25 protein-coding genes are annotated in these 24,052 nt (G+C 70.5%); 14 read left to right on the top strand and 11 right to left on the bottom strand.

From position 1 onward, the window contains the following. Window positions 1-15: 15 nt before the first annotated feature. Window positions 16-609, top strand: a complete 594-nt coding sequence (locus E1294_RS22125; RefSeq protein ID WP_132511027.1) for a GNAT family N-acetyltransferase — start codon at window positions 16-18, stop codon at window positions 607-609. Window positions 610-645: 36 nt separating this feature from the next. Beyond that, window positions 646-1,272 carry a VOC family protein gene (locus tag E1294_RS22120; RefSeq protein ID WP_132511025.1) on the top strand — a complete coding sequence of 209 codons (627 nt, stop codon included), beginning with the start codon at window positions 646-648 and terminating at the stop codon, window positions 1,270-1,272. On the opposite strand, the gene E1294_RS22115 is transcribed toward E1294_RS22120, so the two are convergent. Next, window positions 1,259-1,846 carry a TetR/AcrR family transcriptional regulator gene (locus tag E1294_RS22115; RefSeq protein ID WP_246083189.1) on the bottom strand — a complete coding sequence of 196 codons (588 nt, stop codon included), beginning with the start codon at window positions 1,844-1,846 and terminating at the stop codon, window positions 1,259-1,261. The genes E1294_RS22120 and E1294_RS22115 overlap by 14 nt on opposite strands. A 76-nt stretch (window positions 1,847-1,922) precedes the next feature. Here E1294_RS22115 and E1294_RS22110 point away from each other — a divergent pair, with 76 nt between their 5' ends. Beyond that, window positions 1,923-3,152, top strand: a complete 1,230-nt coding sequence (locus E1294_RS22110) for an FAD-dependent monooxygenase (protein WP_132511021.1) — start codon at window positions 1,923-1,925, stop codon at window positions 3,150-3,152. 38 nt (window positions 3,153-3,190) lie between these two features. On the opposite strand, the gene E1294_RS22105 is transcribed toward E1294_RS22110, so the two are convergent. The 4 genes from E1294_RS22105 to E1294_RS22090 form a co-directional block, all read right to left on the bottom strand. Then, the gene (locus E1294_RS22105) at window positions 3,191-5,545 is read right to left on the bottom strand and encodes a right-handed parallel beta-helix repeat-containing protein (protein ID WP_165977416.1); all 2,355 of its coding nucleotides are present in this window, start codon (window positions 5,543-5,545) and stop codon (window positions 3,191-3,193) included. Between the two features lie 168 nt (window positions 5,546-5,713). Continuing rightward, entirely contained in the window at window positions 5,714-6,655 is a 942-nt protein-coding gene (locus E1294_RS22100; protein WP_246083188.1) for a DMT family protein, read from the bottom strand. A gap of 166 nt (window positions 6,656-6,821) precedes the next feature. Continuing rightward, window positions 6,822-7,196, bottom strand: a complete 375-nt coding sequence (locus tag E1294_RS22095; protein WP_132511017.1) for a VOC family protein — start codon at window positions 7,194-7,196, stop codon at window positions 6,822-6,824. A gap of 105 nt (window positions 7,197-7,301) precedes the next feature. Further along, complete coding sequence (locus tag E1294_RS22090) at window positions 7,302-7,646, bottom strand: PRC-barrel domain-containing protein (protein ID WP_132511015.1); 345 nt, start codon at window positions 7,644-7,646, stop codon at window positions 7,302-7,304. A 159-nt stretch (window positions 7,647-7,805) separates the two neighbouring features. On the opposite strand from E1294_RS22090, the gene E1294_RS22085 reads away from it, so the two are divergent. From E1294_RS22085 to secA2, 4 genes are all read left to right on the top strand, one after another. Next, a complete protein-coding gene (locus E1294_RS22085) occupies window positions 7,806-8,897 on the top strand; it encodes an acyltransferase family protein (protein WP_132511013.1) in 1,092 nt (363 codons plus the stop codon). Window positions 8,898-8,981: 84 nt separating this feature from the next. Further along, window positions 8,982-9,797 (top strand): SAM-dependent methyltransferase, encoded by an 816-nt coding sequence (locus E1294_RS22080; protein WP_132511011.1) that lies wholly within the window; start codon window positions 8,982-8,984, stop codon window positions 9,795-9,797. Between the two features lie 276 nt (window positions 9,798-10,073). Beyond that, window positions 10,074-10,973 carry a DMT family transporter gene (locus E1294_RS22075; protein WP_132511009.1) on the top strand — a complete coding sequence of 300 codons (900 nt, stop codon included), beginning with the start codon at window positions 10,074-10,076 and terminating at the stop codon, window positions 10,971-10,973. 164 nt (window positions 10,974-11,137) lie between these two features. After that, complete coding sequence (gene secA2, locus E1294_RS22070; protein WP_132511007.1) at window positions 11,138-13,321, top strand: accessory Sec system translocase SecA2; 2,184 nt, start codon at window positions 11,138-11,140, stop codon at window positions 13,319-13,321. Between the two features lie 23 nt (window positions 13,322-13,344). Here secA2 and E1294_RS22065 read toward each other — a convergent pair whose 3' ends face one another. Then, entirely contained in the window at window positions 13,345-13,941 is a 597-nt protein-coding gene (locus tag E1294_RS22065) for a nucleotidyltransferase (protein WP_132511005.1), read from the bottom strand. Between the two features lie 175 nt (window positions 13,942-14,116). On the opposite strand from E1294_RS22065, the gene E1294_RS52855 reads away from it, so the two are divergent. Further along, complete coding sequence (locus E1294_RS52855) at window positions 14,117-14,266, top strand: GPGG-motif small membrane protein (RefSeq protein WP_165959640.1); 150 nt, start codon at window positions 14,117-14,119, stop codon at window positions 14,264-14,266. Window positions 14,267-14,427: 161 nt separating this feature from the next. On the opposite strand, the gene E1294_RS22060 is transcribed toward E1294_RS52855, so the two are convergent. Genes E1294_RS22060 through E1294_RS22050 form a run of 3 tightly spaced genes read right to left on the bottom strand, consistent with a single transcriptional unit; the run spans window position 14,428 to window position 16,476 of the window. After that, the gene (locus tag E1294_RS22060; RefSeq protein ID WP_132511003.1) at window positions 14,428-15,168 is read right to left on the bottom strand and encodes a metallophosphoesterase family protein; all 741 of its coding nucleotides are present in this window, start codon (window positions 15,166-15,168) and stop codon (window positions 14,428-14,430) included. Beyond that, window positions 15,152-15,400: a BON domain-containing protein gene (locus E1294_RS22055; protein ID WP_132511001.1), complete on the bottom strand. Its 249-nt coding sequence runs from the start codon at window positions 15,398-15,400 to the stop codon at window positions 15,152-15,154. Before E1294_RS22055 ends, E1294_RS22060 begins: the two co-directional genes overlap by 17 nt. 44 nt (window positions 15,401-15,444) lie before the next feature. After that, complete coding sequence (locus tag E1294_RS22050; protein ID WP_246083187.1) at window positions 15,445-16,476, bottom strand: DNA topoisomerase IB; 1,032 nt, start codon at window positions 16,474-16,476, stop codon at window positions 15,445-15,447. A 75-nt stretch (window positions 16,477-16,551) separates the two neighbouring features. On the opposite strand from E1294_RS22050, the gene E1294_RS22045 reads away from it, so the two are divergent. The 3 genes from E1294_RS22045 (at window position 16,552) to E1294_RS22035 (ending at window position 19,854) form a co-directional block, all read left to right on the top strand. Further along, window positions 16,552-16,809, top strand: coding sequence for an SUR7/PalI family protein (locus E1294_RS22045; RefSeq protein WP_132510999.1), 258 nt, complete (start codon window positions 16,552-16,554; stop codon window positions 16,807-16,809). Between the two features lie 7 nt (window positions 16,810-16,816). Next, window positions 16,817-17,830: an SDR family oxidoreductase gene (locus tag E1294_RS22040; protein WP_132510997.1), complete on the top strand. Its 1,014-nt coding sequence runs from the start codon at window positions 16,817-16,819 to the stop codon at window positions 17,828-17,830. Window positions 17,831-18,027: 197 nt separating this feature from the next. Next, the gene (locus E1294_RS22035) at window positions 18,028-19,854 is read left to right on the top strand and encodes a transketolase (protein ID WP_132510995.1); all 1,827 of its coding nucleotides are present in this window, start codon (window positions 18,028-18,030) and stop codon (window positions 19,852-19,854) included. A 175-nt stretch (window positions 19,855-20,029) separates the two neighbouring features. Here E1294_RS22035 and E1294_RS22030 read toward each other — a convergent pair whose 3' ends face one another. Both E1294_RS22030 and E1294_RS22025 read right to left on the bottom strand, forming a co-directional pair. Next, the gene (locus tag E1294_RS22030; protein ID WP_132510993.1) at window positions 20,030-20,413 is read right to left on the bottom strand and encodes a ChaB family protein; all 384 of its coding nucleotides are present in this window, start codon (window positions 20,411-20,413) and stop codon (window positions 20,030-20,032) included. Between the two features lie 13 nt (window positions 20,414-20,426). Then, window positions 20,427-20,708, bottom strand: a complete 282-nt coding sequence (locus E1294_RS22025) for a hypothetical protein (protein ID WP_132510991.1) — start codon at window positions 20,706-20,708, stop codon at window positions 20,427-20,429. Window positions 20,709-20,745: 37 nt separating this feature from the next. Between E1294_RS22025 and E1294_RS22020 the strand changes: the two genes are divergently transcribed. The 3 genes from E1294_RS22020 to E1294_RS22010 form a co-directional block, all read left to right on the top strand. Beyond that, window positions 20,746-21,255: a shikimate kinase gene (locus tag E1294_RS22020; protein ID WP_246083186.1), complete on the top strand. Its 510-nt coding sequence runs from the start codon at window positions 20,746-20,748 to the stop codon at window positions 21,253-21,255. A 12-nt stretch (window positions 21,256-21,267) separates the two neighbouring features. Next, window positions 21,268-21,822, top strand: coding sequence for a GNAT family N-acetyltransferase (locus tag E1294_RS22015; RefSeq protein ID WP_132510989.1), 555 nt, complete (start codon window positions 21,268-21,270; stop codon window positions 21,820-21,822). A gap of 106 nt (window positions 21,823-21,928) precedes the next feature. Next, the coding region (locus tag E1294_RS22010; protein WP_165977415.1) for a protein kinase family protein at window positions 21,929-24,052 on the top strand (2,124 nt) is incomplete at its 3' end.

The following is a 24,052-nucleotide window of genomic DNA, read 5'->3' as shown; positions in this document are numbered from 1 at the left end:
CGTAGGGTTGCCGCCATGACCTCCAAGCTGCCCGAGCCCGTGGTGCTCGAGAACGCCGTCGTCCGGCTGGAGCCGCTGGCCATGGGGCACGTGCCCGACCTGTTCGCCGCCGGCGGCGGGGACGACGAGGTCTGGCGCTGGATGCCCGCCGGCACGCCACGCACCGAGGCGGAGCTCGCCAAGGTGGCCCGCCACCTGATCGACGACGACCGGCACGTCCCGCTGGCCGTCGTGCGCAGGGAGAACGGCCGCGCGGTGGGCTGGACCACCTACGGCGACGTGCCGGGCTTCGACGAGAGCATCGAGATCGGCTGGACGTGGTACGGCCGCGCGGCCTGGCGTACGGCCGTGAACACCGCGTGCAAGCTCCTGCTCATCGACCACGCCTTCGCGCTCGGCTACAACCGGGTCCTGCTCAAGACCGACGTGCTCAACCTCCGGTCGCAGAACGCCATCAGACGCATCGGCGGCGTCCACGAGGGCACGCTGCGCCGCCACCGCAGGAGGCCCGACGGCACCTGGCGCGACACGGTCTGTTTCGGCATCCTCGACGACGAGTGGCCACACCACCGGGCCCGCCTGAGCACGCCGCGAGAAGGCGGCGCCTGACCGGCCGGTGACCTGCCGTCAAGCAGAATTGCACCCATGAGCCTCGATCACCTCGTGTACGCGACCCCTGACCTGGAGTCCACCGCCGCCGAGCTGGAACGGCTGCTCGGCGTACGCCCTGCGGCCGGCGGGCGGCACCCGGGCTTCGGGACGCACAACCGGCTGCTCGGCCTGGGCGGAACGAGCTACCTGGAGATCATCGGGCCCGACCCCGAGCAGGAGGCCCCGGCCGGGCCACGACCGTTCGGCATCGACGAGCTGGAAGCGGCGGCGCTGGCCGGCTGGGCGGTGGCCGTCGAGGACATCGACGCGGTCACGGCCAGGGCACGGGCCCGCGGATACGACCCCGGAGACCCGCTGGACATGTCGCGGCGCACCCCTTCCGGCGACCTGCTCAGCTGGCGGCTCACACCGCCGGAGCGGGCCGGGCACGACGGGCTGGTGCCGTTCCTCATCGACTGGGGCGACACCCCGCATCCGGCCGGGCAGGGGCTGCCCGCGGTCGAGCTGCTGTCACTGGCGGGCGGCCATCACGACGCCCCGGCCGTACGCGCGGCGCTGGCCGCCGTCGGCGCCCGGCTCGACGTCGACGAGCAGGCCCATCCCGTCCTGACGGCCGTGCTGTCCGGCGGCCACGGCCTCGTGACCCTCACAGGCCCCTAGACGGCCTGCGGAGCATGCCGGCCAGGAAGTCCTCGACGGCCTGCCGGAGCTCTTCGAAGGTGGGCATGCCGCCCGCCCCCACGATCGCGTCGAACATGAGCCCTTCGCTGAAGGCCACGAGCCGGTGGGCGTGCCGGACCGGATCGCGGGAGCCCTGGGCGGCCAGCAGCGCCACCGCCGGGTCGCGGAAGCGGCTGCCCGCCGCGTCGTACATCTCGCGCAGCTCCGGCCGCCGCGTCGCCTCCAGTGCCAGCTCGTAGCGGGCCAGCGTGCGCCTGCGGTCTTTGATCTGGACGTGCACCGTCTCGGCCACACGGTCCACCATGCCTGCCTGGTCGCCTGCCTGGTCGCCCGCCTGGGCGCTCGTGTAAGCCGGGCCGAGCGCCCGTATCTCCAGCTCGGTGAGCCGGGACAGGGTCAGCTCCAGCAGGGCGGCACGCGTGCGGGCCAGGTTGGACGTCGACCCCGGCGGCAGCCCGGCCGCTTCGTCGACGGCCCGATGGGTGAGGCCGCGCATGCCGCGCTCGGCCAGGAGCGTGATGGCCGTGTCCGCGACCAGCTCTGAGCGTTTCACGGAACCCGATCCTCCAACCAGCTGACTACAGGCGTAGTATAGAGAAACTACAGACGTAGTGTGAGGAGTCGGGGACATGCCGAAGGCCGTGGTGATCGGCGGGGGCGTCGGCGGGCTGACCGCCGGGGTGGCGCTCCGCCGCAAGGGGTGGGACGTGACCGTGCTCGAACGAGCCTCCCACCTCGCCCCCGTGGGGTCGGGGCTGGCGATCGCCCCCAACGCGTTGAAGGCGCTCGACGCGCTCGACCTGGGCGATCGCATCCGCCGGCTCGGCAGGTTCGAGGGGCGGGCGGGCGTCCGCCGCGCGGACGGCCGGTGGCTCGTGCACACCACGGAGGACGACGCGCAGGCGCGTTACGGGGACTCGGTGGTCATCATGTTGCGGGCCGCGCTGATGGACGTGCTCACCGACGCCCTGGGCGAAGCCCACCTGCGACTCGGCGTCACCGTCTCGGACGTGGACGCCGCCGGCGGGGTCGTCCGCACCGGGGAGGGCGACCTGGAGGCCGACCTGGTCGTGGCCGCCGACGGCATCCACTCGGCGACCCGCGGGGCGCTCTTCCCCGGTCACCCCGGCCCGGTGTACTCCGGCGTGACGGCCTGGCGCGGCCTCGTACCCAGGGCCGATCTGCCCATCCAGAGCACGGAGAGCTGGGGCAAGGGGCTCGTGTTCGGGGTCCACCTGCTGGCGGGAAACGCCGGGGACGCGGGAGAAGCGGGGGACGCCGGGGACATCGGGGACACCGTGTACGTGTACGCGACCGACGTGTCCCCCGCCGGAGCCGTCCATGGGGACGAGCGGGAGGAACTGCTGCGCAGGTTCGGCGACTGGCACGAGCCGATCCCCTCGCTGCTGCGGGCGGCCGACCCCGCGAAGATCATCCGTAACGACATCTTCTCGTTCGGCACGCCGCTGCCCGCTCTCCACAGCGGCAGGGTCGCGTTCGCCGGCGACGCCGCCCACCCCATGACGCCCAACCTCGGCCAGGGAGCCTGCCAGGCGATCGAGGACGCCGTCGTCCTGGCCTTCCCGGCGGGCGGCTCCCCGGCGGTCGAGGACGTGCTCCCCGCCTACACCGCCGCCCGCCTCGACCGCACCTGGAAGATCGTCCGGCAGTCCATGACGATCTGCCGGCTGACCAGGGTCCGCCATCCGCTGGCCGTGCGACTGCGCGACCTCGGGATGTCCACGGCCGCCCGGCTCAGCCCTGACCTGATGTTGCGCTCCATGAACGACGTGCTCGGCTGGCGCCCGCCCGCAGCGACCGGCCGGACGAGCACGCCGAGCATCCCGTCCGACGGCTGAGCCGGGCGCCGACCGCCCGGCCCGTCACGTCAATGGGCTCATCGTCGGGGCCCGATGCCGTCCAGGGTGAAGGTCCTGTTCCACTCGCGCACCCACTGCGGGCCGAACCCCTCGGCCGAGTTGAGCGGCGTGCTCCTGGCGTCGAACTTCCCCGTGGCGGGGTCGAAGGCGAACGCGGCGGCGCCGTCCTTCTTGACGTTGTACGAGTCGAAGTCCGGGTTGAAGGTCTTGACGTTCAGACCGCCGGCGTCGTCGGTGTAGGCGAAGTCGCCCGTCGCGATGCTGACCGACCGGGTCAGCACGTTGTGCGACGGCACGTACAGGGAGTCGGGGTCGGTCCACACGTACGCTTCGGTGCACTCGGTGGCGTCGATCGAGGTGCAGGGCTCGCCGTTCGCCTTCGACGGGACGTACCAGTCACGGATGTTCGGATACTGCTTGCCGTAACGGCGGTACCACTTCTCGATGTTCTCCCTGGTGTTCGTGAAGCCGCCGCCGTCGCCGGGCTTCAGCATGTCGTTGAAGCGCTCGACCACGACCTTCGAGTTCGGCACCGGCAGGTCGTCCTCGTGGTAGAGCTTGTCGTGCCCGATGTAGGTCACGTCCCTGAACACGTTGTCCGACACGACGTTGCTATGGCCGGCCTGGAAGAACAGGCCGTGCTGGACGTTGTCGAAGACGTTGTGGCGCACGACCATCCCCGACATGCCGTCGTCCATGTAGACGGCCTGGTTGCCGTCCGCGCCGATGTCCTTGAACAGGTTGTACGCCACCACGTTGTTCAGGTACGTGTAGTCGCGGCCCGCGTAGATCACGCCCTGGTCCGAGGCGTGCGTCACCAGCCGCTCGAACCTGTTGTGACTGATCTCCATGTCGTTGCCCATGATCTGGATCGCCATGTGGGGCGCGTCGTGGACATGGTTGTAGCGGAAGGTGTTGCCGACGCCGTACATGTAGCCGGCGGGGGTGTAGGTGGCGAGCTTGGAGAAGTCGTAGATCTCGTTGTGCTCCACGACATGGTCGCCGCGCTCCAGCGTGTCGCGGTCGCCGCCGGCCGTGAACACCCCGCCGCCGCCGAGGTCGTGCAGCCGGCTGTTGATCACCTTGTTGCGGTGGCCACCGCGGCTGGTGCGGTATTCGGCAACGGCTGTGATGGCGTCGTTGGCCTCGCCGATCGCGACCGCGTCCATGCTGGCGTTGAGGATCTCCAGGCCGTCGACAGTGCACGACTCCGCGTCGAGCATCCGCACGGCGGTGCCGGTGGTGCCGTTCAGCTTCAGGCCCTTGAGCGTCACCCCGCGCACGTTCTCCAGCTGGAAGAAGGGTGCGTCGAAGGACGTCAGGCTGATCTCCTTGCCCTCGACGGTCCCGCCCGGCGGGTAGTAGTAGAGGGTGCCGGCGTCCTTCCAGCGGTCGATGTAGTACTCACCCTCGGTGTCGAGCTCGCTGAGCACGTTCTGGGCGACGAAAGACGTCCACTTGTCGGTGGCTGCGTACATCGTGGGATACGTCGTGCGCAGCTCCGCCTCACCGGGGTCGACGGAGGCGATGCGGACGCGGTCGTTGGCGTAGTTGTTGCCGAAATAGCCGGAGAGCCAGCCGTCGGTCTCGGAAACCGTGTTGTCGATCTCCTGGCCCTCCGGCGGCGCCCAGATGGTGGAGCGCTCCTTGAGCGTGGCGTCGACGGCGGTGTAGACGGGTCCTGGCAGCTTGAGCATGTCCTCGTACGGCATGGTGGTGCCGTCAGCGGTCTTGTCCGAGAAGTAGTCCCTGGCGCCCTTCGGCGCCTCCTTGACGGTGATGGCGGCGCTGTCGAGCTTCTCCGCGCCGTTCGGATACTGCGCCAGGGTCTGGGTCGCGTCGTCGGTGATCAGCTCGGGGGCGAACGGCTGGGGTTTCCAGTTGAACCCGTTCTTCATGATCACCCCGGCGGGGATGCCCTCGGCGCCCAGGTCGTAGACGTGGACCTGGTCGGCCACCGCGTCGGGGACGCGCGCCTTCGACGACCACTTGGCCTCGTCCGGCACGTCGCTCAGCTTGCGGAAGCCGCCGGGGGCAAGGGTGGTGACGCCGGCGAACTCGACCTGCTCGCCCGGGTGGGCGGCATAGGTGACGTGGGAGTGCTCCGCGCCGCTGAGCCGGATGGTCTTAGACGTCTGGTAGACGCCCTCCCTGATGTAGACGACGCCAGGCCGCCGCGCGCTCGTCCGTCCCGCCAGCGCGTCGCGGGCCTGCTCGACCGTCGCGAACGGGTCGGATTTCGTACCGGTGGCGCCCTCTTTGCCGTCCTTGGCCACGTAGACAACGGTCGTGCCGGTGGGTAAGCCGGGCTCCGCCGACACCGGCGTTCCGGTCGCCGTGACCACCAGGACAGACGCGATCAGGACACCCATCGCTCTTCTCGGCATGCTCGTGCCACTCCGCTCGTTCCGGCCATCATGCAATGTGACAGACCACAAGGGTCATCGCCGATGCACCGTAACCCTGCAGGCCATGACAATTCAACCGTTTGACCAACGCGGGGTGGCCGCCCGCCGGGAAGACCGCGAGGAGGCCGCGTCTCAGTTCGCCTCTGACGTCGCCGACACGGAGAGGGACGCCGGTTCACCGTCCGCAGCACCGTCCGCAGCACCGTCCGCTGGGCTGCTCGCCGTACTGTCCGCCGGGCTCTCTATTGGGGCCGGGCGGTGGTCAGGGGCCAGGCGGCCGAGCGTGATCGTGCCGCCGATGGTCAGCGCGCCGGCCAGCAGGGCGGGGACCGCCGTGGACGGGGCCGTGGGCAGCGGCTCGCCGAGCAGGATCGCGCCCGCGAGCACGGAGGTGATGGGGTCGACGACCTGCACTCCCGCGTAGGCGATGCCGAAGTAGCCGACCGCGTACGAGCGCTGGAGCAGCACGACCGCGCAGACCAGCAGCAGGGGCACGGCGAGGGTGAACCAGTGGACCAGCCGCCCCCAGTCGCCCTGCAGGCCGCCGCCGACCACGCGTACGAACGTGGACACGCTCGCGGTGACGGCCCCAGCTCCCACCGAGAGCAGCGCGGCCCTGGCCGCGCCGTGCACCCGGCCCGCCATCAGCTGCGTGACCAGGGTGACCAGCCCGATCACGGCGATGAACCCGATGGCCGCGCCGTCGCTCAGGTGCGGCGGCACGTTGTGCTCCGGCACCAGCATCATGAGCCAGAGCAGGCCCACCGCCACGGCGATCGATCCGAAGATCTCCGCGCGATGCGGCCTGCGGCCGTACAGGAACGCAGCCAGCGGCACCGCGAACACCAGGGTGGCGACGCTGATCGGCTGGACGGCGACCAGCGGAGCGAAGCTGAGCGCCACCGCGTGCAGGCACGCGCCGGTGAAGCCGATGATGCCGCCGATCCACCAGCGAGGGCGTCGCACCAACCGCAGCGAGGCGCCCTCGGCGACGGCTTCGTACTGCTGCAGCGCGGCGCCGAGCGCGTAGCCCAGCGCGCCGGCCAGAGCGATCAGCAGGCCGACCCAGGTCATCGCGGCCCGCGCAGGAGCAGGCGTCCTTCCAGAGGCATTGCCCCAGCTTATGAGCCCAGCGAACTTCTAGAATCCACCTTTAGGCTGATAAATCCGTCTGAACCCATCCTGAACAGCATGAACATGTGGCTCTTTCTTGAGGCCGGTCAGGGCCTGACGGCCCGCGCTAGGAGCGCTCGGGGCAGACGCAGAAGAGGTGGCCCTCCGGGTCCTGCAGGACGACCCAGCGCGTGCCCTCCTCGGTGACGCCCGGCTGGAAGTCGGGCCTGGTCGCGCCGAGCGCGATGTACTCACCGACCGCCTTCTCCACGTCCGGCACCCGGAAGTCAAGGTGGAACTGCTTGGCCGGGCCGGGCCACGCGGCCGGCTCACGGCCGGAGACCCTGCCGAAGTAGATGTTCGTGGTGCCGTCGCCCACAGCCGCGTACTCGTCCTCGGAGTACTGGATGTCCAGCCCGGTGACCTCGTGGTAGAACGCGGCCAGCTTCCTGGGCTCCGCGCAGTCGAGGGTGACCGCCAGGAGCTTCGCTTTTGTCGTCATGGGCCCAGCCTTCCAGCCGTACCTGCCATCTTTTGTCAGGTACGGAGAGGGGACGGCGAAGGGCCGCGCCCAGGTTCGGACGCGGCCCTCCCTCACGACACGGAGTCACCCGGGGAAGCGGCCGTAGTAGTCACCCAGCCGGGTCCGGTATTCGGGCTCCTTGAACGTGCCCCCGTCGAACTCGGGCGCGTCCTTGATCTCGGCCTTGGTCCGCGCCACGTACACGTCGCGCTCCTGCGGGTCGATGCTCGTGACGACCTGCGCCGGGAGCATGACCTTCTTGCCGAAGATCCAGGGACCGGTGTCGACGATGATGTAGCTCTCGCCGACCTCGTACGTCGCCTCGTCGACGGTCCCGATCTTCCCGTCGGTCGCCTGGACGCGGAAGCCCGCGAGATCCAGGCTCCTGCCACGGTCATAGACGTCAGGTCGGTAGTCCCAGAGCTCCATGGGAACTCGTCCTCTCCTCTTCCGTCTTTCTCGGGCCCACCTCCGCTACCCGAACAGAGCTCCGTAAACCGGTAACAAAGCGGTTAACAGCTAGCGATCATCTATTAGTCAGCAAGCGGTCTACGCCACCCTCTTCTAGGACAAGAAGGGTGATAGGAGATGCCAACTAGCTCAGACCGTCTCTACGAGATCGACGGCCTCCGGCTACTGGCGGCGCTCTGCGTCGTGCTGTTCCACTACACGTTCTCCGGCTGGGCCGGCGACCACAGCCCGGTCGTCTTCGCCGCGGAGAGCGCCTGGTCCAAGTACGGCTACCTGGGCGTGGACCTGTTCTTCCTGGTCAGCGGGTTCGTGGTGTTGATGAGCGCATGGGGCAGGAGCCCGCGCGCGTTCGTGGTCTCGCGCGTCGTGCGGCTCTATCCCGCGTACTGGGTGGGCATCGCCGTCACCAGCGTGGTGACCGTGACGCTGGGCCAAGGCGTGTTCGAGGTAAGCCTGCCGCAGGTGCTGGCGAACCTGACGATGTTCCAGTCGGTGCCGAACATTGCGAACGTGGACGTCGTCTACTGGACGCTCTGGGCCGAGATGCGGTTCTACTTCCTCATCCTGGCGTTCACCTTCATCGGCATGACGCGGACCCGGGTCATGGTGGGGCTCTGGGCCTGGCTGGGGCTGACGTTCCTGGTCGAGGCGGGGCTGCTGCCGGGGATCGCCGACCTGGTCGTGCAGTCGGAGTTCTCCCACTACTTCATCGCCGGCATGGCGCTGTTCATGCTCTACAAGTTCGGGCTGAACGTGCAGATCGCCCTGCTGGTGCCGATCTGCCTGGGCAACGCCATCTACCGGGCCATCGGGTACGCCGACGCCGTCGGCGAACGGTACTCCGTGACGTACTCGCACGCCGTGATCATCACCGTGGTCGTCCTGCTCTTCCTTGTCATGACGCTCATCGCGCTGCGCGCCACCCGGTGGCTGGGCAAGCCATGGCTGGTGACGGCCGGCGCGCTGACGTACCCGCTCTACCTGCTGCACGCGCACGTCGGCTTCGTGCTCTTCACCAGGCTCGGCGACTCGGTCAACAAGTACGTGCTGCTGTGCGGGCTGATCGTGGTCATGCTCGCCGCCGCGTACCTGGTGTACAGGTTCGTCGAGCGGCCGCTCGCGCCCCGGCTGAAGGCCATGCTGTCCGGTCGCGCGCCTGCTCACGTCCCCAGGCACGCCCAGCGCGAGATGTCCGACCGGATGAGCTGACTCTTCTGACAACCGGCCGGCACGCGGGGCATCGGGGCTCCAGGTGCGGATACGATCCGCGTCACGGAGAGTGAAGGGGGCCGGATGAGTGAGACCGACGAGCCGGAGTGGGCTCCACCCGGAGTGGATACCGAGCGGCCGAGCGTGGCGCGCGTGCACGACGCGCTGCTCGGCGGCATGGAGAACTTCGCCGCCGACCGCTCGGTGGCCCGCAAGCTGAAGGACACGGTGCCCGAGGTGGTCGACCTCGTCTGGTGCAACCGCGCCTTCATCGGCAGGGTGGTCGACTTCCTGGTCCGCGAGGCCGGCATCAGGCAGCTCATCGACCTGGGCGCCGGGCTGCCCACGGTCGAGAACACCCACGAGGTCGCCCAGTTCGCCGACCGCGCGTGCAAGGTCGTCTACGTCGACATCGACCCCATGGTGGAGCCGCACGCCCGGGCCCTGCTGGGCGCCAACCCCCACGCGGGCGCCATCACCGCCGACGCCCGCGACCTCGACGCCGTGCTCGGCCACCCGGTGCTGCGCGGCCTCATCGACCTGTCACAACCGACGGCGATCATGGCCATCGGGCTGCTGCACCTCTTCCCCGACAAGGAGGACCCCCACGCCCTGGTCAGGCGGTACATGTCGGCGCTGGCGCCGGGCAGCTACCTCGCCGCCTCCAACATGCTCGCCTCCGCCAACCCCAAGGCCAAGGCGCTCGAGGTGATGTTGCAGGCCACCATGGGCGCCGGCTTCTTCCGCGACCGCGCGGCCATCACCGCGTTCTTCGACGGCCTGGTGCTGGTGGAGCCGGGAGTCGTGCACTTTCCCGAGTGGCACCCCGACGAGCGCATCCCCGGCCCGCTCACCCCGTGGGAGGAACTGCTGCTGGGCGGCGTGGCCCGCAAACCGTGAACCCTGCCTTCAATACGCGGGCCTTCAATACGCGGGCCTTCAATACGCGGGCTCCTCGATACGCGCGGCCCTCGATGCGCGCCCGCGACACCCGGTGAACGCCGCCGACGTGCGGCGGTAGGGTGGGCCGCATGCCGCGACGCCTGCTCATCTGCTCTCCCCCGCCCGCCCGCTAGCGGGCGGCTTTCCTGACATGTCACGGGTCTGACAGATCCGTGAGTGGTTGCTGCCCGCACGCCGGGCCCATTCCAACCACTCCATCCGGAGCAATCTGTCATGACCCATGTCTCCGCGCGGCGGGGCGCCCTCTACGTGACCATGGCCGCGACCGCCTGGGGCACCGGCGGCGCCGCGGGCTCGCTGCTCTTCCAGACCGGCCATCTCGGCCCCGTCGGCGTGTCCCTGTGGCGTCACCTTCTCGGCGCCGCGTTCCTCCTGGTGATCGTCCGCCGCTTCGTCCTGGCCGACCACCTCGACTGGCGGGTCCTGCCGGTCGGGGCCGGCATGGCCGTCTACCAGACCGCCTACTTCGCCGCGATCGCCCACTCGGGCGTGGCCGTCGCGACCGTGGTGACCATGGGCGCGACGCCCGTCATCACGGCCGTGGGCAGCCGGTTCTTCCTGCGCGAGCGGCTCGCCCGCGGCGCGCTCCTCGCGCTGGCCGCGGCGCTGACCGGGCTCGTCCTGCTCACGATGGAGCCCGCGCTCCGCGCCGCGGCCCCCTCAGGAGAGGGCGCGCCGGCCTCCCCTGCCACCGGCGTCGCCTTCGCCCTGGCCGCCGCCACCGGGTACGCCGGGGTGACGCTGCTGTCTCGGCGGCACAACGACCGCGACCCGCGCAGCACGGCCATCGGCGGGTTCGCCGTGGCCGCGGTGTGCCTGGCACCGTTCGCGCTGGCGGAAGGCCTGGTGCCGGACATGAGCTGGCCGTCCATGGCGCTGCTGATCTATCTCGGCGCGGTGCCGACGGCGCTCGCGTACGCGCTGTACTTCGTGGCGCTGACCGCGTTGCGGGCCACCACGGTCGCGATCATCTCGCTGGGCGAGGCCGTGGGCGCGGCGCTGCTCGGCGTGGCGCTGTTCGGGGAGCGGCTCACGCCACTCGCCTGGACCGGCTGCGCCCTGCTGCTGGCCGCGGTGACGGTGCTCGCTCTCCGGGCTCGCTCTACGGGCTGAACCGGGGTGACTCGGGCGGGAGCGTTGTGACGGTACAGGCCGCCGGATGAGTTAAGGTCCGGTACGGCGGCGCTTGCCGTATCGTCGCTCCGCTCCCACCCCTTGGCCGAGGGAACGGTCTCGGCGAAGCGTGCGTTGGAGGAACTGTGGCGTCAATATCGGGAATGCTGAGGAACCTGCTGGATCGCCCAGGCGGAGTGCCTCTTGCCCCCTACCAGAAGATCGTCAAGGCCGCCGGAGCGCGAGCCGCCAAGATCGGCGAGCTCGACGAGCTGCCCGCGCCGGAGATGGACGATCTGGCCGGGTTCTGCGCCATCGTGCGCGAGGCCGCGGACCGCGAGCTGGGGCTGCGCCCGTACGACGTGCAACTGCTGGGCACGCTGGCCCTGCTCGACGGCAAGGTCGCGGAGATGGCGACCGGCGAGGGCAAGACGCTCTCCGGCGCCATGGCCGCGGCCGGCTACGCGTTGCAGGGCAAGCGTGTCCACGTCATCTCCGTCAACGACTACCTCGCCCGGCGCGACGCCGAGTGGATGGGGCCGTTCTACGCCTCGCTCGGCGTCAACGTGGGCTGGATCGGCCAGGCCTCCACGCCTGAGGAGCGGCGCGAGGCGTACGCGAAGGACGTCACCTATGGCCCGGTCAGCGAGATCGGGTTCGACGTGCTGCGCGACCGGCTGCGCACCGACGCCACCGGGCTGATCGTGCCCGCGCCCGAGGTGGCGCTGGTCGACGAGGCCGACTCCGTGCTCGTCGACGAGGCCCGCGTGCCGCTGGTCATGGCCGGCGCGGCCGACCCCGGCAACGCGGTGCCGGAGATGGCGGCGCTGGTCAGGCAGCTCGTACGCGGCTACCACTACGAGATCGACGAGCAGGCGCGCAACGTCTACCTGACGCCCAAGGGCGCCGACAGCGTGGAAAACCTGCTGGGTGTCGAGCTCTACGACGAGCACGAGCCCGGCACCCTCATCGAGCTCAACCTGGCCCTGCACGCCCACGCCCTGCTCGCCCGCGACGTCGACTACATCGTGCGCGACGGCAAGGTGCAGCTCATCAACCCCTCGCGCGGCCGGGTGGCGCTGCTCCAGCGCTGGCCCGACGGCCTGCAGGCGGCCGTGGAGGCCAAGGAGGCGCTGCCGCCGAGCGAGAAGGGCGAGATCCTCGACTCGATCACCGTGCAGGGCCTCATCCGCCGCTATCCGCAGATCTGCGGCATGACCGGCACGGCCGTGGCCGTCAGCGAGCAGCTCGGCGAGTTCTACGGCCTCAAGGTCGCGGTGATCCCGCCCAACCGGCCGTGTGTCAGGACCGACGAGCCCGACCGCATCTACCCGGCCGTACCCGACAAGGACGCCGCCCTGGTCGAGGAGATCCAGGAGGTGCACGCCACCGGCCGGCCCATCCTCATCGGCACGCTCGACGTGGCGGAGTCGGAAAACCTGGCCAAGCTCCTCCAGCGGCGTGGCCTGGAGCCGGTGGTGCTCAACGCCAAGAACGACGCGGAAGAGGCCGCGATCATCGCCAAGGCCGGCGAGCGCGACGCCATCACGGTCTCCACCCAGATGGCCGGCCGCGGCACCGACATCCGCCTCGGCGAGGGCGTGGCCGAGCTGGGCGGCCTCTACGTGATCGGGTCCGGCCGGCACGCCAGCAGCCGGCTCGACGACCAGTTGCGCGGCCGGGCGGGCCGCCAGGGCGACCCGGGCGGCTCGGTCTTCTTCGTCAGCATGCTGGATGATTTGATCACCCAGTTCGTCCCCGACGAGCGGCCACCCGCCGCCGACCCCGACGGCATCGTCCGCCACCGGCGCGGGGCCTACCTCGTCGGCCACGCCCAGCGCGTCGCCGAGGGCGTCAACCTGGAGATCCACCGCAACACGTGGCGCTACACCCGCCTGCTGGAGCACCAGCGCGAGCTCATCCTCGAGTGGCGCGACAAGGTCCTGCACGGCGACTCCGCCTCCAAGGCGCTGGAGAAGGCCGACCCCGAGCGCTGGGAGTCGCTGCCCGAGGACACCCGTGACGAGACGGCCCGCCAGATCGTCCTGCACGCGATCGACCGCTGCTGGACCGAGCACCTGGCGTTCCTGACCGACCTGCGCGAGGGCATCCACCTACGCGCGCTGGGCCGGATGAGCCCGGTCGACGAGTTCCACAGGGAGGCGGTGGCCGAATACAAGTCGCTGCTGGCCGAGGTGGAGCGGCGTTCGCTGGAGTCGTTCGAGGCGCCTGAGCCCGATCTGCGGCGGCCCACGGCGACGTGGACCTACCTCGTGCAGGACAACCCGTTCGGCACGGAGTGGGACCGCATCCTCAAGCGCGTCACCGCGGCCACCCGGCGCGGCTGAGCACGTCGCCAGGGATAGTTCGATCAGGGCCACTTGGGGTCGCCCGACGGCACGACCGGCCCTTCCAGCACGCCCAGCCGCTCCAGCAGGGTGAGGAACGTCATCGCGTACGGCGAGTCCTCGACCACGGCCGCGACCCGCGGCCAGTCGACCTGCTCGCGCAGCGCGCGCACCTGCGACAGCAGCGCGCCATAGTCGCAGGCGTGCTCCGACAACGGCAGCAGCCACGTGATCACCAGGTCGGTGGCCTCCAGCACGGGGACGATCACCGCCGACGCCTTGAGCGGCTCGGCCCTGTCGAGCAGCTCGTCGGTGATCGCCAGGTCCGACACCCGGAAGATCAAATCCACCAGACGGCCCTCGTCGTACGCCTTGACCAGCCAGTCCTCCGGCGGCTTGGCCGTCTGGAAGCCCAGCCCGCGCAGCGCCTCCAGGGCGGCGGGCACGTCGTGTTCGGTGACCACGAAGTCCACGTCGTGCAGCGACGGCGCGGCCCCTCTGGCGTAGGCGGCGCAGCCGCCGGCCAGCGCGAATTTCACTCCGGCGTCCTTCAACCCGGAGCTGGCGCGCTTGAGCGTGTCGAGGATCGCGTCCGTGACCGCGTGGCCGTGGCTGCTCATGGTTTCGGGCTACCCACACGACCCTCCAATAGGCGTTGTGCTATAAGGCCTCTCGAACGAGTGCTGCCTGGCCTGAGGGCAGAGCGAGAAGCACGAAATGTCCTTATGTTTCGCCCGCTCACCCCCTAACGGAAAAACATGTTAAGCGGCCACCCCTCAGGGCAGTGGCGGAGTCATGGCTACTTTGCTCTGGATCATCGCGGTCATTCTCGTCATCTCCGGGATCTACGTGATCCTCGCCCGGCGCGACCTCCTCTGGGGAATCGTGCTTATCGTGCTCGGCTTCCTGGTCGGGCCCGGCGGGGTCAGCATCTTCAATGTCTAGGGGGCGCCACCCGGATGGCTCCCCGCTCGACCCGGCCGCTGGGCCGATCCCCGAGAACGGTCCAGCGGTCGAATAACACCCTAAAGGGAAAGGCCGAGAAGGCCAGAAGAAGGCCAGAAGAAGGCCACCTTACCGATGGGCGGTGGCCTTCGGCCTGTGGGTCAGGACCCGTTCTCGTACTCGAGGCAGTAAACGCCGTACGCCCGGCCGAGCACCGGCAGGGCCACGTTACGCACCCGGATGCCGCCCGGGGTCATGCCCTTCGTGCTGCCCTTGTGCGCGTGCCCGTGAAAGATCAGTTCCGCGCCGGCCGTGTCGACGGCCTCCGCCAGGAGATAGCTGCCGAGGAAGGGGTAGATCTCCGGCGGCTCGCCCTCCAGCGTCTCTTTGATGGGCGAGTAGTGCGACAGCACCACGCGCTCGTCGGCAACGATCTCCTTCAGCGCGACCTTCCACGCCTCGGCGATGCTGCGGGTGTGGGCGACGAAGTTCTTGATCTCGCGCTCGCCGAACTCGCTGGCGCACTTGCCGGCGAACCCGCCACCGAAGCCTTTCCCGCCGACGACCCCCAGCTTCGTGTCACCGCACTGGAGCACGACGCCGTCGTCGTCGAGCACGATCACCCCGGCGTCGCGGAGCTCCTTCGCGATCTCGTCCTGCAGGTCGGAGTGGTAGTCGTGGTTGCCGAGCACCGCGACGGCCGGGATCGGCAGGTCGCGCAGCTCATCGGCCACCACCTTGCCCTCCTGCAGTGTGCCGTGCCGGGTGAGGTCGCCCGCGAGCATGAACACGTCGGCGCGCTCCTCGATGCCCTCCAGCCTGCGCCGGTAGTGGCCCCTGCCGTCCTCGCCCAGGTGAATGTCGCCCACTGCGGCGATGCGCAGGTCAGTCAAGATGCTCATCCTCCCCTGGCTCGGTGGCGTCCACGACGTTGATCTCGTTGTGCACATGGAGCTCGGGCGCGGTCTCGTGCGCCACCTGGCCGAGCCGCGTGCGCTGCTCGGCCTCGCTCACCTGACCGCGCAGGAACAGCTGGTCGCCTCTGATGTCGACGCGGATGCCCAGCTCGTTGGTGCGCCCGTCCTCGGCCAGCGCCTGCTGAACGCGGGCCGCGACGTACTGCGGAGCTTCCATCGCTGCCTCCTTCTCCTGTCGCCGCATTCCCGGGCACAAACCCGTCAAACGGCACGAATTAGGTCTATAACCGCCCGTTCCACCGTGCCCGCCGTGGCCAGCTGCCCGAAGTCGGCGTCCGCCCCGAGCTCGGTCAGCACCGCCGTGATGGTCTTGTCCCGCTCGTACGCCTCGACCACGCGCGGATCCACGTACGAGGCGCGCGCCACGGTGGGGGTGTTGCCCAGGTACTCGGCGACCTCGCGCATGACGCGCACGATCGCCTTCTGCTTCTTCGTCCGCCCCTCCGCGCCGGCGAGCCTGGACACCGCCAGGCCCACGGCGGCCAGCACCGTGGCGTGCCAGGTGCGGAAGTCCTTGGCTGTGACCTCGTACCCGATGATCTCGCGAAGGTAGTCGTTGATGTCCTCGCTCCTGATGTCGCTCCAGCCGCCCGCGTGCCGGTAGCGCAGCAGCTCGCCGTCCTCCCCGAGCGCCTTGAGCGCCCTGAGCACCCGGCACGCCCCGGGATCGGCCAGCACGACCTCGCGGGCGATGTCGCCCTTGGCCGGGTAGGAGCAGACGACGACGCCGCGGGCGCAGGTGACGTGCTCCATCCTGAGCGTGGCCAGCCCGTAGGTGTCGTAGCTCTCGCCGCCGATGCGGAAGAAGCCGATGTCGAGCAGGCGGGCGGCGGCGGCCAGCACCCGCTGCCGGGTCAGGCCGCGGCCCTGGAGCTGGTCGTCCACGGCCTTCCTGAACGCGGGCAGCCGCTCGGCCACCTCCAGCACCCGGTCGAACTTCTCCCGGTCCTGCTGCTCGCGCCACACGTCGTGGTAGCGGTACTGCCTGCGCCCGGCCGCGTCCGTACCGACCGCCTGCAGGTGCCCGTCGGGCGAGCCGCAGATCCACACGTCGTCCCAGGCCGGCGGGATCGCCAGCGTCTTGATCCGCTCCACCGTGGCGCGGTCGCGCACCGGCCGGCCGTCCGGGGCCAGGTAGGAGAATCCCCGGCCGCGCCGCCGGCGGACGATCCCCGGTTCGTTCTGGTCGCTGGGCCGCAGGTCGGGACGGTCGGCGCGGGGTCGCGGGTCCACGTTCGGGTCAGGCTCGGGCACTGGGCCCGGCTACCCAGGACGTTACGCCGCAAACGGCACGGGCAGGTGAGCGGCATGTCTGAACACGGAGAGTGGCACGAGGAGAAGTCCCGCAGGGGTCATGCCATGGTGCCCGCCACCCCGCGCGACGTGGTGCACATCAGGGTGGGATCGTTCCTGCTGGTGTTCCTGTTCGCGTTCGGCGTGCTCGGGATCATCGCGCGTGCCCCGGTCATGACGGGCATCGTCGCCGTGCTGGCGGTGCTCACAGTGATCGACATCACGCTGGCCGTACGCCGCCAGAAGCAGCGGAGCGACGGAGAGGCGGGCTGATCCCGACATGGCGCAGCTGAGCGGGCGAGTAGTGGTGGTGACGGGCGCGAGTGGCGGGGTCGGGCGCGCGGTCGTCCGCGAACTGGGGCGGCAGGGGGCCAGGGTGGCCCTGATCGCCAGAGGCACGACCGGGCTGGGCGCGGCGGCGGTGGACGTGGGGGTCGAGGGAGGCAGCGGGCAGGTCTACGAGGCGGACGTGGCCGACTACGACGAGGTGCGCAAGGCCGCCGAGAAGATCGAAGCCGAGATGGGCCCGATCTCGGTGTGGATCAACACCGCTTTCTCCTCCGTCTTCGCGAAATTTTCGGACATCTCCCCTGAGGAGTTCCGCCGCACCACGGCCGTCACCTACCTGGGCTACGTCTGGGGCACCAAAGTGGCCCTCGACCTGATGCGGCCGCGCGGCACCGGCGCCATCGTCCAGACGGGCTCGGCGCTGTCCCAGCGCGGCATCCCGCTGCAGTCGGCCTACTGCGGCGCGAAACACGCGATCAAGGGCTTCTCGGAGTCGGTCCGCACGGAGCTGCTGGCGGACGGGAGCGACATCCAGGTCACGCTCGTCCAGCTGCCCGCCGTCAACACCCCCCAGTTCGAGTGGGTGCTGTCCAAGCTTCGCCGCCACCCCCAGCCGGTCCCCCCGATCTACCAGCCCGAGGTCGCGGCGCGGGCGATCGTGTACGCCGCCGAGCATCCGGAGCGCAAGGAGTACTGGGTGGGAATGAGCACCGCGACCACCCTCCTGGCCCAGCGCGTGGCTCCGGCCCTGGTGGACCGCTACCTGGCGCGGACGGGAGTGAGCTCACAGCAGACGGACGACAAGTCCCCCAGCGGCGTGTCCAACCTCTGGGAGCCGGCCGACGAGACGACGGACTACGGCGCCCACGGCACCTTCGACCAGCGCTCCCACTCGCACAGCCCTCAGGTCTGGCTCTCCCGGCACCGCCGCCCGGTCCTGCTCACGCTGACCGCGGGCACGGCCGCCACCGCCCTCGCCGCCCTCGGCCGGCGCCTCTGGCGCTGACCGTCCGCGACAGCACCCGACACGACAGGACCCGACACCAAGCATCTGACACGACCGGACCTGACACCAAGGGCCTGACACGACAGGACCAGACACGACAGGGCCTGACGCACGGGCCTGACGCACAGGACCGGACACGACGGGAACGCCCGCGTTGAGCGGGCCGGTGGCGGGCCGAAACTCTCCAGGAGGTCATGATGACCGAACACGATCCGCAGTACCTGGCGGAGCTGGCGGCGCAGCTGCGCGTCGACTCCGTCCGCGCCGCCGCCGCGGCAGGCTCGGGACATCCCACGTCGTCCATGTCCGCGGCCGACCTGATGGCCGTGCTGTTCGCGAGACACCTCCGCTACGACTTCGACCAGCCGGACAACCCGGCCAACGACCACGTGATCCTGTCCAAAGGCCACGCCTCTCCCCTGCTGTACTCGCTCTACAAGGCGGCCGGTGTCATCGGTGACGACGAGCTCCTGACGTTCAGGCGGCGCGGCAGCCGGCTGGAAGGCCACCCGACGCCGCGGCTGCCGTGGGTGGACGTGGCCACCGGGTCGCTCGGGCAGGGGCTGCCGGTGGGGGTCGGGGTGGCGATGGCCGGGCGGTTGGAACGGATGCCGTACCGGGTGTGGGTGCTCTGCGGCGACAGCGAGCTGGCCGAGGGGTCCATCTGGGAGGCCGCCGAGCACGCGGGCGACGAGGGCCTGGCCGACCTGACCGCGATCGTGGACGTCAACAGGCTCGGGCAGAGGGGGCCCACCCGGCACGGGTGGGACACGGGCGCGTACGCGCGGCGCTTCGCGGCGTTCGGCTGGCACACGATCGAGATCGACGGGCACGATCCCGAGGAGATCGACTACGCGCTGCAGGACGCCTGCAAGACGCGCGGGCGACCCACCGCCATCCTGGCCAAGACCCGCAAGGGCGAGGGCGTGCTGGAGGTCGAGAACCGCGAGGGCGCCCACGGCAAGCCTCTCAAGGACGCCGACAAGGCCGTCGGCGAGCTGGGTGGGCCGCGGGACGTACGCGTCACCGTGCGCAAGCCCGACGGGGCCGCCGAACCGTACCGGTTCGATTCCGCCCCGCTGGAGCCGCCCGCGTACGAGGTGGGCGAGCAGGTCGCGACGCGGACGGCGTACGGGGAGGCGCTGGCGGCGCTCGGCGCGGCCCGCGGAGACGTCGTGGCGCTGGACGGCGAGGTGGCCGACTCCACCAAGACCGAGGCCTTCGCGCAGCGCTTCCCCGAGCGCTTCTTCGAGATGTACATCGCCGAGCAGCAGCTCGTCGCCGCCGCCGTCGGGATGCAGATCCGCGGGTGGATCCCGTACGCCGCCACGTTCGCGGCGTTCCTGACCAGGGCACACGACTTCATCCGGATGGCCGGGATCAGCCGGGCGTCGATCCGGCTGATCGGGTCGCACGCCGGGGTGGCGATCGGTGAGGACGGCCCTTCACAGATGGGGCTGGAGGACCTGGCCATGATGCGGGCCCTGTACGGCAGCACCGTGCTCTACCCGTGCGACGCCAACCAGACGGCCTGGCTGATCACTGAGATGGCCGGCGTCGAGGGCGTGTCCTACCTGCGGACCACGCGCGGGAGCACGCCGGTGATCTACCCACCGGGCGAGCGGTTCCCCGTCGGCGGGTCGCGGGTGCTGCGGCAGTCGAGCGGCGACCGGGCCACGATCGTGGCCGCCGGAGTGACCGTGCACGAGGCGCTGGCGGCGGCCGGCGAGCTGGAGACGACAGGGGTCCCCGTGGGAGTGATCGATCTGTATTCGGTCAAGCCGGTCGACTCGGCGGTGCTGGTGGAGGCGGCCATCACCACGGGCAACCTGATCACGGTGGAGGACCACCGGCTCGAAGGCGGGCTGGGCGACGCGGTGCTGGACGCCGTCAGCGAGCTCGGGCCGAGAGTGGTGAAGCTGGCCGTGACCGAGCTGCCGGGGTCAGCGAAACCGGAGGAGCAGCTCGCCGACGCCGGCATCGACCGCCACGCGATCGTGGAGGCCGTCAAGCGGCTGCTGTGAGCGGGGCTTGCGGCCACCGGACGGGCATGAAAGGCCGGCGCCCGACGAGGGAGGCATGAAGGGCCGACGGCCGTGGGAGGCATGGATAGGCCGGCGGTCGAGGGGGGCGGCGCGGTGCCGCCTCGCTCTCCCGCCGGCCTCGTAACGCGCCGGGCGCCTCCGGTCCGCCCACTGGTCAGCGAGCCTTCGCCGTGGCCTTCCTGTTGGCCTTCTTGATGGCCGACACCAGCTCCTGCTTGGTCATCTTCGACCGGCCGCGCACACCAAGCTTGGCGGCGACGCTCTGCAGGTGTTCCTTGCTGGCCTTGGCGTCGACGCCCTCGGCCGTCCTGCCGGACCGGTCCGTGGCGCCCTTGTCGGAAGGACCCTTCTTCGACTTCGGCTCCCAGTGGTCGCCGACCTTCTCGAAAGAGTGCTTCAGCGCCGCGAACGCCGTCATGTGGGCGCGCCGCCCCTCGCCGTACTCCTGCACTGCCGAGTCGTGCGCCTTGATCCACGTGTTCTGTGCCTTCTTCGGCGAGCGCCTGATGGTCGACGGCAGTTCTTCGACTGCTGGCATGTCGCTTCACCTCCTACAGCGGTGGTTCGTCGTAGTGACGCCGTTCCTCGTACACGGTCGTCCTCCTGGTCTCGGGCTCTTCGTAGATCTCGTGACGGTGGACCGGCTCGTCGATGGGGCCGACCGCCCGGCGGGTGACGCTGATCCGGTAGATGCCGAACCCGAGTCCGACCAGGCCTCCGAGCATGAGGACCAGACCCACTACGTTGATGTCGAGGCCGGCGAGGTCGAACTCGACGGCCCAGGTGAGAATCGCACCGAGCATGATGAGGATGATGCTTCCGGCGATGGTCATCTGATTTACCTCCCTAACACGAAGGACCTCTATCCACATGTCGAAAAACAAACCAGTCGTGGTGATCGGGCTCATGGGATCGGGCAAGACGACGTCGGGCGTGCTGATCGCCGAGGCGCTGGGGCTGGAGTTCAGCGACAGCGACCCGTTCCTCAAGACGAGGTACGGCGGCACCGCCGCGCAGATCGCCGCCCGCGAGGGCGCGGCCGCGCTGCACCTCTACGAGGCCGAACACGTGCTGCTCGAACTGGCCGGACCGCCCAAGGTGATCGCGGCGGCGGCGAGCACCATCGAGGACCCAGAGGTCCGGGCGGCCCTGCGGTCCGCGTTCGTGGTGTGGGTCGACGCGCCCGACAAGGTGCTGGCCGAGCGGATGCATTCGAGCGATCACCGCCCCGACTTCGACCCGGCCGCCATGCGGGCCCGCCGCGGGCACTATTTCCGTGCGGTGGCGAACACCGTGTGCGACGTCAGCAAGCTCACCCCCGAGCAGGTGCGCGACGAGGTGGTGCGGGAAATGGGTTTGCCCGCCGGTGATCGCGACTGATAGCCAAAGGAGATGTTCGCCGAGAAACCCGTGCTGAAAGGCCCGCGCGTGACGCTGCGCCCGGTCGGTCCCGAGCACGCAGAAGGCCTTTACGAGCTGGTTCGCGACCCGGAGGTGCGGCGGTTGACGGGCTCGCACGGCGAGTTCGACTTCGAGGGCGCCCGCCGGTGGTGCGCGAGCCGGGCGCAGCACCCCGACCGGCTCGATCTGGCGATCATGACCGGCGACGGTTACGCGGGCGAGGTGGTCCTCAACACGCTCGATCCCGCTAACCTGTCGTGCAACCTGCGCATCGCGCTGATCGGCCCCCGGGCGTTCGGCAGGGGCTACGGCACGGAGGCCATCGAGCTGGTCCTCGGACACGCCTTCGGCACGACCCCGCTGCACCGGATCGAGCTGGAGGTCTACGCTTTCAACGACCGGGCACGACACGTCTACAAGAAGATCGGCTTCGTGGAGGAGGGCGTGAAACGTGACGCCTTGCTGTGGGACGGCGCATGGCACGACTGCGTGATCATGGCGATGCTCCGGCCCGGATGGCAGGCAAGATCCGGAAGCCTGGCATAATGATCATGACGCATGGGTCCCCCGAGGCGCGCGGGGGACCTGTCGCGTCATTTCGGACAACCATTGGACGGTGTCGTGCATCTAAGCCTCAGTGACGATGCGCCTGGTGCCTGGTGACCCCGAGAGGCTTGGCGGCTACTGGCTGGCCGCCAGGCTCGGCGCGGGCGGGCGCGGCGTCGTCTACGACGCCTACGACGACGACGGGCACAGGTTCGCCGTCACGGTGCCGCGCGGCGAGGCGGATCCCGAGTCGCGCGGCGAGGCGGGGCGCCGGTTCGAGCGGGTGACCTGCCGCCACCTGGCCGAGGTGGTCGACGCGGGGGTCGATGGCGGCGTCCCCTATGTGGTGAGCGAGTTCGTCGACGGGCCCGACCTGCGGCAGGCGGTCGCCCTGCAGGGGCCGTACGAAGGCGACGAACTGCTCGCGCTGGCCGCCTCGCTGGGAGCCGCGCTCGACGCGCTGCACGAGGAGAAGCTGACGCACCAGGGGATCAACCCGGAGAGCGTGCTCCTGGCCGCCGGGGGTCTCAAGGTGATCGAGCTCGGCCTGCCCGCCTGCCGGCCGGTGGGCGAGACGTACACGTACCTCGCCCCCGAGGTCCTGACCGGGGAGGAGGCGGGCGCGCCGGCCGACGTGTTCGCCTGGGGCGCGGTGGTGGTGTACGCGGCCACCGGGCGCGATCCGTTCCGCGGCGAGAGCCTGGGCGGCATCATGCACCGGCTGCTCACCTTCGACCCCGACCTGAGCGACCTGCCCGAACCCCTGCGCGGCCTGGTCGGACGGGCCCTCGCCAAGGATCCCGCCGACCGGCCGGCGGCGGCCGAGCTGCTGATCGGGGCCGCAGACGTGCTGCGGCCCCCGCACAGCCACGCGCGCCCACGCTCGCTCGGCGAGGTGGCCGAGGAGGTCTACCAGTCGCTCACGCCCCGCCAGCAGGAGGAGGTGCCCGGGCTGCTGCTGCGCCTGCTCGACGGCGACAACCCGCACGACGAGGGCGACGTGCTCGGCCCGCTCATGGACGCCGGCCTGCTGGTACGCCGGAGCGTGCGCGTGGCGCCGGTCGAGACGTCCATGGGCAAGCTCGTGGCCCTCAGCGACGACCGGGTGGCCCCGGCCAGCTCCGCGCTCTACCGCGCCTGGCCCAGGTTGCGCGGCTGGGCCGCGGACGACCGCGAGAGCATGCACGTGCACCGCCGGATCCGGGTGGCCGCCCGGCAGTGGTCGGAGCACCAACGGGGCCGAAACCGGCTCCTGCGCGGCGAGGCCCTCGACACGGCGCTCGGCTGGGCCGCGACCAAGCGCCGCCACCTGCGGCTCAACCAGCTCGAACGCGACTTCATCAACGACAGCGTGGCCCTGTCCAAACAGCGCAGGAAGCTCCTCACCCCCTCCATGGCGACGCTCGGCGCGCTGCTGGCCGCGGCGGTGACGATGTCCGTCGTGTCCGTGTACGGCCAGTACGACCTGCGCGGCCGGCTCCTCGACTCCGACGCGCGGGCCGTGGCCGCCAGAGCCGAGGCGATGCGGTCGAGCGACCCACGCACCGCGATGCGGCTCAGCGTGGCCGCCTGGCGGTTGTCGCCCGTCTTCGAGGCGCGGGCCGCGCTGCAGGCCTCGCTCGTCCAGCCGGAGCTGGGCGTGTTCACCGACCCGGCCGCCGACCTGCGGGCTCGCTACCTGCTGCGCGGGGACGAGCTGATCCGGTGGGACACCGGCACGGTCACCGTCTGGGACGTGTCCCGGGAGCGGCGGCTCGCCTCGTACCGGCTTCCGGCGGGGGGCGTGGCGCTGAGCGACGACGGGCGCTACGCGGAGGGGGCAGGTGGGCGGCCGTTCGACGTGGCGACCGGGCGGCCGCCATCCCCGGCCGCAACGTTCGCGATCACCAGGGCCGGCAGGACCCGGGTCTACCGGGGGTCTCAGGTGCAGTTCGACGTCGCCGACCGCACGGTGGCGCTCGCCCGGGACGGGTCCAGGGCGGCGTTCTCCCGGCTGGACGGGCGGGTCGAGTTGTGGGAGCTGGCGCCGAAGACCCGGACGGGGACGATCGAAGTCCAGCCGCTCACCGGCCCGGACGCCGCGGCGCCCGCCCTCGCGTTCAGCCCCGACGGGACCACGCTGGCCGTGGCGGGGCGCGAAGGGGTCACGCTCATCGCCGCCGGCCGCGCCGCCGCCCGTACGCAGCGCTCCCAACCCTCCGGCCCTCTGACCACCGCCACGGCACCGCCC

The organism is Nonomuraea diastatica (assembly GCF_004349015.1).
Lineage (GTDB): Bacteria > Actinomycetota > Actinomycetes > Streptosporangiales > Streptosporangiaceae > Nonomuraea > Nonomuraea diastatica.
The sequence above is the reverse complement of the archived record's forward strand: the minus strand, read 5'-3'. Positions and strand labels throughout refer to the sequence as shown.